16 protein-coding genes are annotated in these 16,000 nt (G+C 48.5%); 12 read left to right on the top strand and 4 right to left on the bottom strand.

Going from position 1 to position 16,000, the window contains the following annotated elements; translation table 11 throughout:
* Window positions 1-22 precede the first annotated feature (22 nt).
* The 4 genes from ACFORK_RS04940 to ACFORK_RS04955 all read left to right on the top strand — a co-directional run bounded on the left by ACFORK_RS04940 (window position 23) and on the right by ACFORK_RS04955 (window position 3,775).
* Entirely contained in the window at window positions 23-1,066 is a 1,044-nt protein-coding gene (locus tag ACFORK_RS04940) for an ABC transporter ATP-binding protein (RefSeq protein WP_379196273.1), read from the top strand.
* Window positions 1,063-2,109 carry an ABC transporter ATP-binding protein gene (locus tag ACFORK_RS04945; RefSeq protein ID WP_379196275.1) on the top strand — a complete coding sequence of 349 codons (1,047 nt, stop codon included), beginning with the start codon at window positions 1,063-1,065 and terminating at the stop codon, window positions 2,107-2,109. Before ACFORK_RS04940 ends, ACFORK_RS04945 begins: the two co-directional genes overlap by 4 nt.
* Window positions 2,110-2,206: 97 nt before the next feature.
* Window positions 2,207-3,241: a LacI family DNA-binding transcriptional regulator gene (locus ACFORK_RS04950; protein WP_379196277.1), complete on the top strand. Its 1,035-nt coding sequence runs from the start codon at window positions 2,207-2,209 to the stop codon at window positions 3,239-3,241.
* A 30-nt stretch (window positions 3,242-3,271) separates the two neighbouring features.
* Window positions 3,272-3,775, top strand: a complete 504-nt coding sequence (locus tag ACFORK_RS04955) for an MgtC/SapB family protein (RefSeq protein ID WP_379196279.1) — start codon at window positions 3,272-3,274, stop codon at window positions 3,773-3,775.
* Between the two features lie 193 nt (window positions 3,776-3,968).
* Here the strand turns inward: ACFORK_RS04955 and ACFORK_RS04960 are convergent, their stop codons facing one another.
* Window positions 3,969-5,042 (bottom strand): LLM class flavin-dependent oxidoreductase, encoded by a 1,074-nt coding sequence (locus tag ACFORK_RS04960; RefSeq protein ID WP_379196281.1) that lies wholly within the window; start codon window positions 5,040-5,042, stop codon window positions 3,969-3,971.
* A gap of 187 nt (window positions 5,043-5,229) precedes the next feature.
* On the opposite strand from ACFORK_RS04960, the gene ACFORK_RS04965 reads away from it, so the two are divergent.
* From ACFORK_RS04965 to ACFORK_RS04975, 3 genes are all read left to right on the top strand, one after another.
* On the top strand, window positions 5,230-5,709 hold the full coding sequence (locus ACFORK_RS04965) for a DinB family protein (protein ID WP_379196283.1): 480 nt from the start codon (window positions 5,230-5,232) through the stop codon (window positions 5,707-5,709).
* A 215-nt stretch (window positions 5,710-5,924) separates the two neighbouring features.
* A complete protein-coding gene (locus ACFORK_RS04970) occupies window positions 5,925-6,908 on the top strand; it encodes a phosphotransferase enzyme family protein (protein WP_379196285.1) in 984 nt (327 codons plus the stop codon).
* A gap of 165 nt (window positions 6,909-7,073) precedes the next feature.
* Window positions 7,074-7,433 (top strand): hypothetical protein, encoded by a 360-nt coding sequence (locus ACFORK_RS04975; protein ID WP_379196287.1) that lies wholly within the window; start codon window positions 7,074-7,076, stop codon window positions 7,431-7,433.
* A 108-nt stretch (window positions 7,434-7,541) separates the two neighbouring features.
* Here the strand turns inward: ACFORK_RS04975 and ACFORK_RS04980 are convergent, their stop codons facing one another.
* Window positions 7,542-7,970 carry a VOC family protein gene (locus ACFORK_RS04980; RefSeq protein WP_379196289.1) on the bottom strand — a complete coding sequence of 143 codons (429 nt, stop codon included), beginning with the start codon at window positions 7,968-7,970 and terminating at the stop codon, window positions 7,542-7,544.
* A gap of 227 nt (window positions 7,971-8,197) precedes the next feature.
* Between ACFORK_RS04980 and ACFORK_RS04985 the strand changes: the two genes are divergently transcribed.
* The 3 genes from ACFORK_RS04985 to ACFORK_RS04995 are packed head-to-tail and all read left to right on the top strand — an operon-like array spanning window position 8,198 to window position 12,279.
* On the top strand, window positions 8,198-10,156 hold the full coding sequence (locus ACFORK_RS04985) for a serine hydrolase domain-containing protein (protein WP_379196291.1): 1,959 nt from the start codon (window positions 8,198-8,200) through the stop codon (window positions 10,154-10,156).
* A 60-nt stretch (window positions 10,157-10,216) separates the two neighbouring features.
* On the top strand, window positions 10,217-10,894 hold the full coding sequence (locus ACFORK_RS04990) for a response regulator transcription factor (protein WP_379196293.1): 678 nt from the start codon (window positions 10,217-10,219) through the stop codon (window positions 10,892-10,894).
* Window positions 10,891-12,279, top strand: a complete 1,389-nt coding sequence (locus ACFORK_RS04995) for a HAMP domain-containing sensor histidine kinase (protein ID WP_379196295.1) — start codon at window positions 10,891-10,893, stop codon at window positions 12,277-12,279. The genes ACFORK_RS04990 and ACFORK_RS04995 overlap by 4 nt, the downstream gene beginning before the upstream one ends.
* On the opposite strand, the gene ACFORK_RS05000 is transcribed toward ACFORK_RS04995, so the two are convergent.
* Together ACFORK_RS05000 and ACFORK_RS05005 are read right to left on the bottom strand one after the other, a co-directional pair.
* Window positions 12,251-12,871, bottom strand: coding sequence for a TetR/AcrR family transcriptional regulator (locus ACFORK_RS05000; RefSeq protein WP_379196297.1), 621 nt, complete (start codon window positions 12,869-12,871; stop codon window positions 12,251-12,253). The genes ACFORK_RS04995 and ACFORK_RS05000 overlap by 29 nt on opposite strands.
* 60 nt (window positions 12,872-12,931) lie before the next feature.
* Window positions 12,932-14,101, bottom strand: coding sequence for a pectin acetylesterase-family hydrolase (locus tag ACFORK_RS05005; RefSeq protein WP_379196299.1), 1,170 nt, complete (start codon window positions 14,099-14,101; stop codon window positions 12,932-12,934).
* Window positions 14,102-14,298: 197 nt separating this feature from the next.
* On the opposite strand from ACFORK_RS05005, the gene ACFORK_RS05010 reads away from it, so the two are divergent.
* On the top strand, window positions 14,299-14,751 hold the full coding sequence (locus tag ACFORK_RS05010) for a MarR family winged helix-turn-helix transcriptional regulator (RefSeq protein ID WP_379196301.1): 453 nt from the start codon (window positions 14,299-14,301) through the stop codon (window positions 14,749-14,751).
* Window positions 14,752-14,759: 8 nt separating this feature from the next.
* The gene (locus ACFORK_RS05015) at window positions 14,760-15,968 is read left to right on the top strand and encodes an MFS transporter (RefSeq protein ID WP_379196303.1); all 1,209 of its coding nucleotides are present in this window, start codon (window positions 14,760-14,762) and stop codon (window positions 15,966-15,968) included.
* Window positions 15,969-16,000: the final 32 nt, after the last annotated feature.

Raw genomic sequence — 16,000 nt, forward strand, 5'->3', positions numbered from 1 at the left:
ACTAGGCAAGCGAGGGGATAGCATGGCAACTCAAGCGGCTCACAAGGAGCAACCTTTACTGTCCGTTCAAGATTTGAAGATCAAGATCCAGATGGAAAGTGGCATCATGAATGCCGTGGATGGGGTCGACTTCAACATTTACAAAGGCAAAACGCTAGGACTCGTCGGTGAGTCAGGCTGCGGTAAAAGCTTGACCAGCCGTTCAATCATCAGCATTAATCCGAAGGAATGTGAAACGAGCGGAACCATCACTTACAATTCGGAGTCAGAGTCGGCGCTGAATGGCTTGAATCTTTTATCCCTGAAGCCTACTGGCAAGCAGATCCGCTCCATCCGCGGCCGGAAAATCTCGATGATTTTCCAGGAACCGATGACCGCTTTCTCACCAATGTATACCATTGGAAATCAGATTATGGAAGCGATCCGGACGCACCAGACGAAGGACAAGAAAGAAGCCAAGAAAATCGCGCTGGAGATGCTCAGCAAAGTCGGCATTTCCGATCAGGCGAAACGGTTTGATCAATACCCACATGAATTCTCGGGAGGGATGCGCCAGCGGGCGATGATCTCTATGGCGCTGTCCTGTAACCCGGAGATTCTGATAGCTGACGAGCCGACGACAGCGCTCGATGTGACGATTCAGGCGCAGGTGCTGGAACTGATGAAGAGTCTGCAGGCGGAGTTCGGCATGGCGATTCTGCTAGTGACGCATGATTTGGGGATTATCGCCGAGATGTGCGATGAGGTCGCGGTGATGTATCTTGGGAAAATCGTGGAACAGGCACCGGTGAAAGAAATTTTCAATAATCCGAAGCACCCTTATACCAAAGGATTGCTCCGATCTATGCCGAGGCTGGGCGGGAACAAGAGTAAACGACTAGATTCCATTGAAGGCTCTGTTCCAATGCCAATTAACATGCCGCCGATGTGTGGATTCTATGACCGCTGCAAAGACCGGATCGAAGGCGTATGCAATGCGCAGTCTGCACCGAAAATCACAATTTCTGACGAGCACATGGTTAGATGTTTCCTGTACGGTGACCAGAGAGAAGGAGAAGTACAATGACCAAACCTATTCTTGAAGTCCTCAAGCTGAACAAGAGCTTTCAAGTCAAATCCGACAAGGCGCTGTTCAAAAAGCCAAAGCCTGTTCATATCCTGAATGATATTTCATTCGAATTGCTTGAAGGGGAGACGCTTAGTATTGTCGGAGAATCCGGCTGTGGAAAAACGACGCTTGGGCGGTGTATCGTGAGGGGCGTTAATGCCTCTTCGGGCAGTGTCGTCTATCATGCAGAGGATGAGAAGGCCGTTGATTATCTTAAGCTTGACCGTAAAGGAATCAAGGCTTACCGAAAAGATATTCAGATGATTTTTCAGGACCCGTATTCCTCACTTAGTCCGCGGATGAACGTGTTTGATATTATTGCCGAGCCGCTGATTGCCAATTTTAAGCTGAGCAAGGATGAGGTGGAGGCCAAGGTCACGGAGATTGCCGAGAAGACCGGACTGAATGTAGGTTATTTAAAAAGATATCCCCATGCCTTCTCCGGGGGACAACGGCAGCGGATTGCTATCGCACGCGCGCTGATTACACAGCCTAGGCTGATTGTCTGTGATGAGGCGGTATCTGCGCTCGATGTCTCGATTCAAGCACAGATTATTAACCTGCTCAAAGATTTGCAGGAGCAATACAAGATTACTTATATTTTCATTTCGCATGATCTTTCTATCGTACAGAACATTTCTGACCGGGTAGCCGTAATGCATCTGGGCAGAATCGTGGAGCTGGCGTCAACGGAATCGCTATTCGGACATCCTCAGCATCCCTATACGGAGGCTCTGATGTCGGCTGTACCCCAGCCGAATCCTGAATTCAAGAAGGAGCGGATCATTCTGGAGGGAGAAGTGCCGAATCCAGCCAATCCGCCAAGCGGCTGCCATTTCCACCCCCGCTGTGCTTACAAGACAGAGAAATGTATCCAGCAAGTGCCTGAACTTCGTGAAGTGGGTTATAATCATTTTGCTGCATGTCATTATGCAGAGAAGCTGCAGCTTCGCGGCGTTCCGATGGAGAATACAGACGAAGTGCAATCCAGAACATCGTAATTAACCTACATTGTTGAACCCGGCGATGCGATACAGTCAGTCACTTGACCACCCAGATGAAACTTTTAGCAAGTGCTTAAGGAGAGGTATTTTCAAAATGGCAAAAATCGATGACGTAGCCCGGCTGGCGGGCGTATCAAAGGGTACGGTATCTAATGTATTCAGCCAAAAAAGGCCAACCAGCAAAAAAGTGACTGAGAGAGTACTGCAGATATCGAAGGAATTAAATTACGTACCAAATCATATTGCAAGAAGCCTGGTCACCAAGAAAACAATGGCGATCGGGCTCACTATTCCGCATCGTAAATTCTTCTTCAGCATGTTCCATAATCAATTTATTAATGGTGTGCTGTTGGAGGCCTCCAGGTATGGCTATCGCGTGCTGCTGGACATGATTGCGACTGAAGAGATCAAGACGCCTTCACTGGCTAGTTTTCCGATCGACGGAGCGATTGTGCTGGGGCCAACGGAAGAAGACCCGCGCATTAATCTTCTGCACCGGCATGACATTCCGTTTGTCACTATTGGCCGTGTCATGAATGAAGGAATGGAGGATGTCCCTACAGTCAACAATGACAATAGACAAATCATGCGTGAAATCTGTGAGCACCTGATTGGACTTGGGCACCGGAATATTATGTTCCTGAACGCTGGAAAGCGAATGACAGTTGCCAAAGAGCGGTTGGAGGAATTCATGCAGTCGATGGAGACTCATGATATTGCTGTCACCCCGGATATGATCTTCGACAAGCCGGATATTCAGTCGGACAAGTATATGAGTTATGGTTATGATGAGACCCTTCAGATGCTCCAGCATCATCAGGGGCGCGTGACGGCGATTATTGCCGATGATGATCGTGCAGCGATCAATGCGCTCCATGCCATTAATGATGCAGGACTCAGTGTGCCGGAGGATATCTCGCTGTTCATGATCTGCGGAGACCTGTCCACGACGCATCAGGTTCGGCCGTCGCTTACAGGAATGGACCTTCAGGCCTCAGAGCTTGGGGTGCAATCGGTTCGGCTATTGATGCATAAGCTGGGGGTTCTGGAAGGGGAGTATGAGGATAACTGGGTTGTGCCCAGCAAGTTTATTGAAGGCAGTTCCTGTTCCGCCATCACAGAGCCGTGAAGGGGAACTGCAGAACTGGCGAGGTGAGAAATGAATGCGATTACATCATCTATAAGAGCTGGTATCCCTTTGGAATATTACATCCGGATTCTGGTCAGTGCGGTACTGGGACTCCTGATCGGATTCGATCGAACACATAAGAACAAACCGGCAGGCGTTAAGACATATACTTTCGTTACAGTAGCTTCTGCACTAATCACTATCGTATCTATTGAAAGTGTTGAAGTCTACGGCCAGCTGCATAACCGGACGATGATGGACCCGATGCGTCTGGCAGCCCAGATTGTCTCCGGACTTGGCTTTCTCGGAGCAGGCTTGATTATGAAGGCTGGTTTTGAGGTTAAGGGCTTAACCTCTGCTGCGATGATTTTGTTTGCGGGAGGCGTCGGGATTGGTACGGGTGCAGGCTTTTATGGCATCGTGATCTTCGCAATCGTCGTCAGCTTCTTCTTTGTCCGTGTTGGCACATGGATAGAGAAGTGGGAGCACCGCAAGCTGGAGGTCAAAGAGGAGAAGAAAGACTTGAGCGCGTGAGGCGTTTGATGGATTATCCAGCCGGTCACATATTTTTGTGTTTTTGACTACCTCTTCGCTCAGTGGAACAAGAAAAGAGCTGTACCGGCGTACTTGTACCGGTGCAGCTCTTTGTTTATTGCAGCGAGGTGTGCATAGCGCACTCGACTTACAGGTCAATTAGTAGACGCTGTGTCCTTGCAGCCATCCTAGCTTATTCCCAGCCCTCGATACGGGCCAATTCCTTGCGCACAATAGGCGCGACCTTGGTGCCTAGCAGTTCAATCGCGTGCATGAGCTCCTCATGTGGCAGCGTACCAGCGCTCAAATGCAGGAAGAAACGCGTAATACCAAGGTTCTTACGCAACAGAATGATCTTCTCTGCGACATATTCCGGGTCTCCCACATACAGAGCGCCGCGCAAGCTGCGGGCGGCATCGAAGGTCGCCCGGCTGTAAGGCTGGCTCCAGCCGCGCTCGCGCCCGATGACATTCATCTGGGCCTGGATCGGCGGGTAGAGCAGCTCAGCCGCATGCTCGGTTGTGTCGCTGACAAAGCCGTGCGAATGGGTCGCGATTTGCAGCTTCGCAGGATCATGCCCGGCCTGCGCGGCGGCTTGTTTGTACAGCCGGACGAGCGGTGCGAACTGCTCTGGCATGCCGCCGATGATCGCGAAGGCGACCGGCAGACCCAGTGCGCCCGCACGAATGGCGGACTCCGGGTTGCCTCCGGTGCCGATCCAGACCGGCAGCGGGCTCTGAACGGAGCGCGGGTAGACACCGAGGTTATGGATGGCCGGGCGATGCCCGCCGCGCCATGTAACCTTCTCGGATTCACGGATCTTCAGCAGCAGCTCCAGATTCTCTTCGAACAGCTCGTTATAGTCATCCAGGCTGTAGCCGAACAGCGGGAAGGACTCTGTGAACGAGCCGCGTCCAGCCATAATTTCTGCCCGACCGTTCGAGAGGCCGTCTAGTGAAGAGAAGCCCTGATAGACACGGACCGGATCGGCCGAGGATAACACGGTCACGGCGCTGGTCAGCCTAATACGTTTGGTTACAGAGGCTGCGGCCGCAAGCACAATCTCAGGAGCGGTACCCGCATAATCGGCCCGGTGATGCTCCCCGATGCCGTATACATCCAGGCCGACCTGATCGGCCAGGACAATCTCCTCCACAGCGTTGCGCATCCGCTGCGCATGACTCATAATCTCACCCGTTTTCAAATCGGGAGTTGTTTCCAGAAAAGTACTAATTCCTATTTCAATGCGGTTTGCTGGTTCAGCCACTGCAATCGCCTCCTTATTTATAATTTTATAATACTATATTTTTTAATGTTTCTCAACTTTAGTAAGTAACTTTTATTTTTCTAGATTGGAATATTTGTAGTTAATTTCCTTTTTCGTCTGTTACAATTAACTTGTAGCCAAGCAATAGAACCCGGAATTGCTGACAAAATTGCAGGAGGTAATACGTATGGCGGTTAAAACCAATGAGCAGATGGTACTCGAATTTCAATCGTTTCTCCCTTTTGTGGAGTCCTTGAGTGAAGCATCTGAGACGCACTGGAATACACCAATCGGTGAAGGAAAATGGACAGTGAAGGATATCATTTGTCATATTATGTTATGGGACAAGTACTTTTACGAGGAAGCCATTGAGAAGATCAAGCAGGGTCAGCCTTTGACATCCAGACATCTGGACTTCAATGAGTTTAATGCCAATGCCGTAGAACACGCAAAATCGCTATCTGCCCTGCAGGTAGCTGAGGCATGTATTTTGCAGCGAAACCGCATTCTGGATGCCATCACGGGGTTAACGGAAGAAGAATACATACAGGAATATAAGGATGGAGACCGCAAGAAGTTCAGCATCCGCAAGCATTTGCGGGGCTTCCTCCCGCATGACAAGCATCACCGGAAGCAGATCGAGACCTTTTTCAAAGGTCTGAAATAACGAGAATACCTAAGGGGGCTGACCATTCGTCAGCCTTCTTTTTATATAAAGCTGATCAACTTCGAGGATAAAAGTCTTTTCAAACTGATCTTTCCTCTGTTCCCACAATAGAAACATGCTAATCTACTTATGCAACAAGCTTACACATGATGTGTACTGCGAGACATGCGCATTTGATCAGAGCTTGAATCTAGGTAACGAAGGAGTCGGGAAGAATGAGCTTTTTTCCAGTAATGTACTCATTATTGTCTGCGGAGGCCCTATTATCGCATATCATGGGGACATATAAACTGAATCAACCTGCAGAGCTGCAGTTTTTTCTCAGGGGAATGAACGATACGTACATACTGACTGCCGGACAGGAAAAATACATCTTTAGGGTCTATCGTGCAGACCTGAGAAGCCAATCAGAGATTTTCTTCGAATTGGATTTGTTAGCGGAGCTTCATCAGAAAGGGATAGCAGTATCTATTCCCATTCCTCGGATAGACGGGAAGCTTATTAATGAATTTAACGTCCCTGAGGGTATTAGATACGGAGTGTTATTCAGCTATGCTGAAGGACATGAGCGGCACATTCGTACCCCAGAGGATAGTTATGCAGTCGGCAAGGCGGCAGCAGAGATTCATAAGGCTTCAGAAGGTTTTCGTAGCAGTCACAATCGGGGTGAACTGAATCTGGAGCATCTGATCGACAAGCCGCTTCGAATTATTCAAGCTCATATGGCTCACCGGCGTCAGGATTATGAGTTTCTGTATAGCCTTATTATGCAGTTACGACAGAGGCTGGACATGTATCTGGAACAGGGGCTGGATTGGGGGATTTGTCACGGAGATTTGCACGGCAATACCAACGCGGCATTCGCGGAAAATGGAACGTTAACCCATTATGATTTTGATATTTGCGGCTTCGGGTGGCGGGCTTATGATATAGCTGAGTTTCGTCTGGCGCGGGAGATTCATAGCGGTCACGATAAGAACGAGGTAGAGCAGCTATGGCAGGCATTTCTGCAAGGATATGCTGAGGTCCGGGAACTGGGAGAATGTGACCTGCAGGCAGTTCCGCTCTTCGTGGCATTGCGGCAGCTATGGCTGTTCAGTCTATGCTTCAGCGAAGCTGCGTATGTGGGTGCCGCAGATTTTGATGACGGGTTTATCGATGGCAAGCTGGAGTATTTCCGGGGACTAAATTTAACGTAAACAGGCGATTCACAGGCCGGGGCATGATTCTTTATGCTTCGGCCTGTTTGTGTTCATGCTTGATAAGGAGAGCGGACATATATCACTGTAAAAGGATGGAATCACAATTATAATGTAAGCGTTATCTTTTGTTTTATTTACAAATTATATCAAAGGAGAACCGCTATGCATTTGAAGAGAATCCCCTTTAATTTGCTGGTGTTTTTAGGGCTTGGCCTCCAATATAGTATGCTGCATGTGCTTTCGCCCGGTCCTACACTTGTCATTACTAACCTGGAGCTTGTCATCTATATTGCCTACACTGTCATCGGTCTTGCAGGATTCTTCTATAAGAGCCGAAGAGTGCGGAGTGAAGACGTCTCCAGTATGGCAGCGCTGTTCTTCGGCGTGCTATGGACCGTGGCGATCACCTCACATTTTCGGAAAGAGAGCTATACCGAGGTGCTGACACTGATGAACTCTCTCGGAATTTTCACAGCTGGTCTGATTCTGCTTACCGAACTGATTATCCTGTTCAGGGCATGAGCAGTGACAATAGTGTCGACTAGCGATATGGACAACAAAAAACGGCGCTGCCGCAATTCTGCGGACAGGCCGTTTTCATTTGAATTGATTTTTCTAAAAAGAAGGGAACTATCCTTGGAATTCTCCATTGTCATAGTTAAACTGCCATTGAATGCCGAATTTATCGGTGAGGTTACCATAACACTTACTCCAGAAGGTCTCCTGTAATTCCATACCCACCTTGCCGCCATCCTCGAGCTTGCCGAAGAGGGACTTGATCTCCTCGATATTATTGCTGCTATAGGACAGGCTGATATTGTTGCCCTGGATGAACGACATCCCTGGGAACGTGTCTGAGAACATGACGTTACTGCCATTGATGCTCAATCTTGCGTGCATAACCAACTGTTTCGCTTCCTCTGGAAGTGGGTAGTTCGGATCTGGTGGTGTATCGCCAAAGGTCATGATTTGCGGTTCTGCGATTCCAAATGTCTTAGCGTAGAATTCTACAGCTTCACGGCAGTTTCCTTCAAAATTAAGATACACGTCAATGGCCATTGTCTTCACTCCTCAGTTTTAAATGGATCGCACATATTGTATCATTTCAATTCTTGATAATCAAAACTTGTCCTACGTTCAAATGAAAGGGAATTTTGTGCCGTTATGTGATTATGGTTTTGTTAACTTTCTATTCACAATCCTCTGATAATCTCAATACGTGTTAGGGCGGATGATATCGAAGTCCCAATAGATGATGATACGGAGGATAAATGATGTTTACAACGATGAAAAAAAGGTTGGTCGCAGGTCTGGCCCTATTGGTTGTTCTAGGCGCCGGATTAGGAGATACACTGATATTTCCCGGGAAACCAGTCTCGGCAGAAGTCAGGCAAACCAAGCCGATGGCACAGCAGATTGAAGCCCCTGCTAATCTGGAAGACACCGCGGGTCTGACTAGGTTCGTGGACGGAATCATGGAAGAGGACATGAACCGGCTGCACATCCCGGGCGCAGTGATTTCGATTGTAAAAGACGGACAGATTATTTTGGCGAAAGGTTATGGCAGTTCCAATCTGGAGAAAGCTGCACCGGTTGATCCCAAGACCAGCATGTTTCGGATCGCTTCAACGACCAAGCTGTTCACCTGGACAGCGGTTATGCAACTGGTGGAGGAAGGCAAGATTGATCTGGATACCGATGTGAATACTTATCTGAAAAGCTTTAAGGTGCCGAATACCTATCCTGAGCCGATCACAATGCGTCATTTGATGACGCACACAGCGGGGTTTGAGGAAGGGGGAGTGGGGTATCAGATCACGACAGACCCTGCTAAACTGCCGAGTTCGATCTCGGAAACGCTGGACAAACATAGGCTAGCCCGGGTGAGACCGCCAGGTGAGATAAGTTCCTATTCTAATTACGGCACCGCATTGGCAGGCCTGATCGTGCAAGAAGTTAGCGGGATGTCTTATGACGATTATATTAAAAAGAATATATTTGATCCGCTGGATATGAAATATGCGACAGTACAGGAGCCGTTGCCGGAGGCATTCAAGCCTTACGCAGTTGTGGGATACAACAGTGAGAACGGCAGCTTTACTCCCGGCACGCCTACATTTGAGGCAGGCTTCCGCCCGGCCGGGTCCGGGACTGTTTCGGCAGTGGATATGGCACATTTCATGATTGCTCATTTGCAGAATGGACGATATGGGGACAAGCAAATTCTGAAAGCCGACACTGCAGGGCTGATGCATGCAACGGCGTTCCAATTCGATAAACGTATGCCGGGCGTAACTCTTGGCTTTGCCGAGAAAAAGGTCAACGGACTGACCCTCATTACCCATGGCGGTTCCGATCCGATGTTCAATACAGAATTATATCTGGTTCCTGCCAAAAATCTGGGCATATTCCTTTCCTATAATGGAGGGTCGGGTAGTGAATCGGCAGAGGGTCTGCTCCAGGCCTTTTTCAACAAATACTATCCTGCACGCCTTCATGAGACACCGGTAGACCCTTCAATTACGGCTGAATCGATTCAAAAATATGCGGGTTCCTATGAGTTTACACGCCGTAATTTTAGTGATATCGATAAATTTTTCAATTTCCTTGTACAGTTCAATGTCTCCGTATCCGATAATAAGTTGTCTCTGGGAAGCGGTAGTGAACAAGCCATTTACGCACCTATTGGGGAGAATTTGTTCCAGCAAGTTGGAGGTACCGAACAAATCGCTTTCCGCACTGATGATTCTGGAATGGTCACACATATGCTCTTGGGGGCTATCCCGGATATGCCACTGGAACGTACGCCTTTAATGGATCAAACGAAGTTCTGGTTCACTTTACTCGGGGTTTCAGCCTTTATTTTCATCACAGCCATACTGGGATTTATTTTTGGTAGACGCAAAATCAAGATGATGTCTGCTCCGGAGAAGTGGGCGTTCAGACTGTCGGCGGCGACCTCTGGCTGGGGATTGCTCTCCTTCGTCACGATATTTCTGGTAGTAATGTCCATGGATCTTATGACGAAGCTCAGCGGGATCAGTACCGCGCTTTATCTCAGTTTGGCCATGCCAATCCTATTTGTAGGTCTGACCTTGGCTTTACTGGTAGGGACTGTGATGGCCTGGAAAAACAAGTACTGGACGGCTTTGCGGCGTGTTCATTATACGCTTGTGGCATTTTCAGCAGTGACGTTAGTTGTATTTTTCTACCACTGGAATCTGCTGGGCTGGCAGTTCGGTTAAGGCCATTTCTTACTAAGCGTAAAACATTTATAATGGAAGCTTAAGAGAGGAGGGATGATTGTGGCGGTTATCCTTATCGCAGATGATGATGACAACATCCGGAAGCTGATGTCTTTATTTTTACGTAAAGAGGGCTTTGAGATCAAAGAAGCGAACGATGGTGCCAAGGCGCTGTCCATTGTGGAGAACTCACGGCTGGATCTCGTTATTCTCGATATTATGATGCCAGGATTGGACGGCTGGGATCTTTGCAGGGAGATCCGGCGTCAGGATGCCAACCTCCCCCTTCTGATGGTGACAGCCAAAGCCGAATCCGCGCACAAAGTAAAGGGATTCCAACTTGGCACAGATGACTATCTGAGCAAGCCATTTGATCCACTTGAGCTGGTAATGCGGGTAAAAGCACTGCTTAAACGTTCGCTGGTAGTTACTTCCCAGTCCGTGCAGGTGGGCAGTGTCGTTCTTAACCGCCGCACATTTGAGGCCACTCGCGGAGACGAATTGGTCAATATGCCGCTTAAGGAGTTCGAGCTTCTGTTTCTGCTAGCGAGCCATCCCGGACAAATCTTCACAAGGGAACAGCTGATCCAGCAGATCTGGGGACTTAACTATGATGGAGATGGCCGGACGGTCGATGTGCATATCAGCCGGCTCAGAGAGAAGTTTACCAGCAAGGAAGGACCTTTTCAAATTGAAACGGCCCGGGGGCTGGGATACCGGCTGATTCTGCAGCCATGATCAAGACCTTGTATGTGCGTGTTATTATCACGTTCCTGGCCATTATTATATTCAGCCTGTTATGCTCCTTTTTTATAGGACTGTATGTTTTTCAACAACAGATTAGTTACGAAGGTCAGAATGAAATGATCAGTGTAGGCAAAGAGATCATTCACCGCTATGATAACGCCAAACCCGCTGATACAGATGAATTTCTACGGAGTATGGTTAAAATATCTGCCTATCCGATTCATCTGTTCAATCATTCCGGTGAGCATACCTTTTACGGACTTAAGGATAATCCGGCTGTAAGTATCAATCCCGAAGCCGTGAAACAGGTGCTGCAAGGACAGTATTACCGCTCCACGACTGAAGAGCATGATACGTTCATCGGGATGCCTTTTCTTTTAAAAGGAGAATGGCAGGCCATGTTCTTGCAGTATTCCGCTGAGAACGAGAATATCTTCAACCGGATGATCTTTTTTGTACTGCTGCTTGTGCTGCTGCTGGGAAGCCTCTGTATTCTCATCGCTGCCAGATATCTGGTCGAGCCGATCAAAGCATTGACCCGGGCGACAAGAAGACTGGCTAAAGGAGACTTTGAGGTAGAACTTAAGGCCAATCGGATAGACGAGATAGGGGAACTGACGCAGAGCTATGTGGAAATGGCTGGGGAGCTTAAGCAATTGGAGCAAATGCGACAAGATTTTGTATCCAATGTCTCGCATGAGATCCAGACACCGCTTACGTCGATTTCCGGATTTGCCAAGGCCCTGCAAAGTCATGATCTGATCGCAGAAGAAGAGCGTAATGAATACCTTGAGATTATCGTAGCGGAAAGTGGACGGCTGTCGCGTCTCAGTGACAATCTGCTGAAGCTCGCTTCACTGGACTCGGAGCATCATCCCTTTAATCCGGTATCCTTTCATCTTGATGAGCAACTCAGAACTATTGTTGTAACCTGTGAGCCGCAATGGTCGGCCAAAGACATCCTCATTGATCTTGAGTTGCCGGAAGCTGTTACTATTGAGGCGGATGAAGATCAACTGAAGCAGGTGTGGATGAATTTGCTTAGCAACAGTATTAAATTCACACCAAAGGGTGGGCAGATCCGTATCACAATTGACGTTGGTGCAACAGAAATAACCGTTACCATAAGCGATAGCGGCATTGGGATCTCCCCGGAGGAATTCAGTGCTGTATTCCAAAGATTCTATAAAGTCGACAAGTCGCGGAACGGAAATAACAATGGCAACGGATTGGGGCTGGCGATCGTTAAGAAGATTGTGGCGCTGCACCAAGGGAACATCGAAGTGGATAGTGCAGTGGGAGAGGGCACGACGATCATTGTCAGACTGCCGCTCTCTGTGCCTTATGTCAGCGGGAATGACGAACGCCGTGCATAATGAAATCCTTGAATTGCCGGTCGGTGGCCCGATCCTCTTCCGTAATCTGGCCCCCGCGTTGTCGGGTAATGATGACAGCTTTTTGCAAATACATGAAATACAGGTGGGTGGACTTCAGCAGGATGTCTATCCACCTTGTTTTGTCTTCTGGCGCCACCGGCACTGTCTCCGGTTGCAGAAGTCTTGCTGACCAGCCTTGCATAGCTTTCTGGAAATCTGGCAACTCGGCCGGATTCTTGGAGAGGGTACTGTAATAGACTCCGAAAATAGCGTCGTAGTAGATCAGTGCTTCATTCTCCTCCCTAAGTGCCAAATACTTGTCCAGGATAGTTTCCAGAGACTGCTCCGGGTGTTCGAAATTAAAGTCAAACAGTAGCTGCCCGAACATCCGCTCTAAATTCTCAACATAGATTTGGGCAGCCAATTCTTCCTTGTCTTTATAATGATGATACAAGGTGCGCCGGGAGATGCCAGCTTCTTCGGCAATCTGAGCCATATCGGTGCGCTCAATGCCCTGGGCATTGAATAGTGACAGCGCTGCACCCTTGATTAGCTCCCGCGTCATCTGCATCTGTTTTTCACGCAGCTTCATTAGCGTTTCTCTCCTGCCTCTTTCCAGAATATCTTCCTTTCCATCGTACTGGACTTCTTCCTATTTCTCAAGGAACTCACTGCCGACGGAATATCGTTTGTGGTGGTTGACGGCATCACCTAGCCAATTCAGAAGCTTAATCCCATCCTGCTCGGCCTGATAGAAGGTGTCCCGGGTGGCAAAAGTATGCGGGGTTGTACCTTTTGTTGTATCCAGCCCGTAATCGGTCAGAAAGTAGTAGTAATTCGGCAGGGATGCCGTAAGCTTACGGACAGAGGTCCGCATTTCCTGTGACCATACATCTATGTTCTGCTGATCCAGCGGCCCTGAGTAATCATTGATTTTGTTCTGAAAATGAATCAGGATCTCGTCAAACAACGAATAAGATTGCAACAATACCGCATTGGCAGGTAAAAGATGGCCGTTTGCCTCAAAAGCCGCCCCGATAATATCCGGTTCAGCTGTATAACCAAAGGTTTTGGTGAAGTCTGCATGCCACTCTTGGTCAACTACATCTGGCCATTTATCCGATTGCAGGAAGGAGCTGTCGGAATACTGATAAATCTCCGAGTTCTTGTAATGGGAAGCGATTTCCTGTGCCCAGAAGGCAGAGCCGAATCCGCCCGCGCTTTCGCCTGCGATCAGCAGCTTGTCTGGGTTGTTAACATTGGCATAGATCCAGTCCAGACTGCTCCGTACATTGTTGCGCCCATTATAATGCATCGTGAAGAGGGTGCCGTCCTCTTTTTTGTATTCAGCGATGTGGTTCCCGATATGAAAATCACCGGTTGTATACGGGATGTAAACGACATTCCAGCCATGAAAGGGGTTGGCGGGATTATCGGTATCCATCATTCCTTGTAGCAGACTTAGCATATAAAAGGGGATGTTGGGAAAATAGTTGCCTGTATCTCCGCTTCTTATAAAATTCATGAGCTTAATAGGGTGCGCGGCGCTCTTGGCATCCCAACTTGCCCCACCTCCGGAGAAGAAGATAATCCAGTTATTATTCTCTCCTTTTTTATTCCATAGAAAATATTCGGAACCGTCACTGGAGATCACATTTCCGTCTAAGTTCATTTTATTCCACTTGTAGGGCTTCACATCTGCAAGCTCGGGGATGGCTGTTGGCCGTTTGATCACGAAAGCGCTAATGAGCACTACAGCGATCAAAATCAAACTTAGCAAGCCAACTCCAGTAAAGATTGTAATTTTGGCCAATTTCCTCATCTATATCACTCCTCGAAATTAGTATACATAATGATATTTCATTACACAATATGTGTAGTGAAATATTGTAGAATGAATGATCATATTTCCTGTCAGATCGAAATTCGGCTGTCCTTCAGTGGAAGTAAAAACTATTGACGTAGAAAGTTGTTTTACTTATAGTTGTTATAACAACTATATAGGGGAGTGACAAAATTATGCGTAATCAAGGATTGGATCATTCCATCGGATTCCGGCTGGCCATTGCCAGTCGCAGGTTCACGCAGATGTTTCTTATGCGGATCAAAGATTATGATTTGACGCCGGAGCAATGGTCGGTATTATACCGCATCCGGGACCGGGATGGCATGATTCAGAAGGAGATTGCGGACCGGGCTGGCAAGGACAAGCCGACAACGACCCGAATATTGGATTTACTGGAGGAGAAGGGCTACATTACGAAGCGATCCGGAGAGTCCGATCGTCGCTCGTACCATGTATATATTACTGAATCCGGTAGACGTGTAGCAGAAGCTATCGCACCAATCGAGCACCAGACGGATTTGGATGCCACGGAGGTGCTGACTGAAGAGGAGTATCTTCAGTTGATGGACATGCTGGAGCGTGTGAGCAATCATGCTGCACTTTGGATAGAGAACGGAAAGGTGTAGAGAACATCATGAACACACATCAAGACAAGCTATGGACCCAATCCTTTATCACACTGACGGTTAGCTACTTATTTCTGTTTCTATGTCTCCATATGCTGCTGACTCCATTTCCGGCTTATGTTAAGGAGCAGTTTCATCCCGGAGATTTTACCCTTAGTCTCGTCACTAGTCTGTTTGCACTGGCGGCGATTGCCTCCCGTTTTGCGACGGCTGCACTGCTGCGGAAAGTAACCCGCAATACGCTTCTACTAATAGGGATTGTGCTGGCTGCATTGACCACGCTGCTGTATCCGTATGCTGCCAGCATGTCGCAGCTACTTGTCCTGCGCGTGGTTTTTGGCGTGGGCTTCGGTATAGCCAGCACGATTCTTCCGACGATCGTCTCCCAGATTATCCCGCAGAACCGCATGGGAGAGGGGATCGGCTATTTTGGATTATCCACCAGCATAGCTATGTCAGTAGGTCCTATGGTCGGCCTAACGGTGCTGCATGATTACGGCTTTACCTCATTATCTATCATGGGAACGGTTTTTGCGTTAGCTCTTATTCCGCTGCTCTTGACTTCCCGAAGTCTGCCTGCACCAACCGACAGACCTGTTCAGGCAGACTTATCCTCTGAAGCATCAGCACATGCCAAACGGCGTGTCGGAAAAATGCTATTCCCCGCTGTGCTCAATATGCTGTTATCTGTTTCTTATGGTGGGTTGTTAGGCTTTCTGGCTCTGTACGGTCAGGAGAAGCACCTGGACCAAATTGGTTTGTTCTTTCTGTTCATCGCCGGTACGGTTCTGGTCATTAGGCCGATCTCGGGTAGAATGTTTGACCGCAAAGGGCCGGCACCAGTGTTGATTCCAGCTGCTTTGGTGACTATAGCAAGTATGGTGATTCTGTCCGTTGCAGATTCCATGCTACCTGTTATATTGTCAGCTCTACTGTATGGCCTCGGCTACGGGGCGATCCAATCTACTACCCAAGCCTGGGTGATCCGCGAAGCCGCGCCAGAGCAGCATAGCTTGGCAAACAGCCTGTATTACAATGCCATTGATCTCGGTGTCGCCGCCGGCTCGATGCTGCTAGGATTGGTCGCCTCCGCACAGGGCTACTCCGTGATGTACCGTTGGTCAGCCGGGGTAATGGTACTGTTCCTAATTGTTTTTGTCGTACAGCAATGGATGGGACGATCCCGGCGCAGACAGGCGCCCGGCAGGGCGTCTTGATCTCATCTTAAGATCCAACTGATTCTAAGGTC

Origin of the sequence: Paenibacillus sp. GCM10012306 (assembly GCF_042649265.1) — a bacterium.
Lineage (GTDB): Bacteria > Bacillota > Bacilli > Paenibacillales > Paenibacillaceae > Paenibacillus_AQ.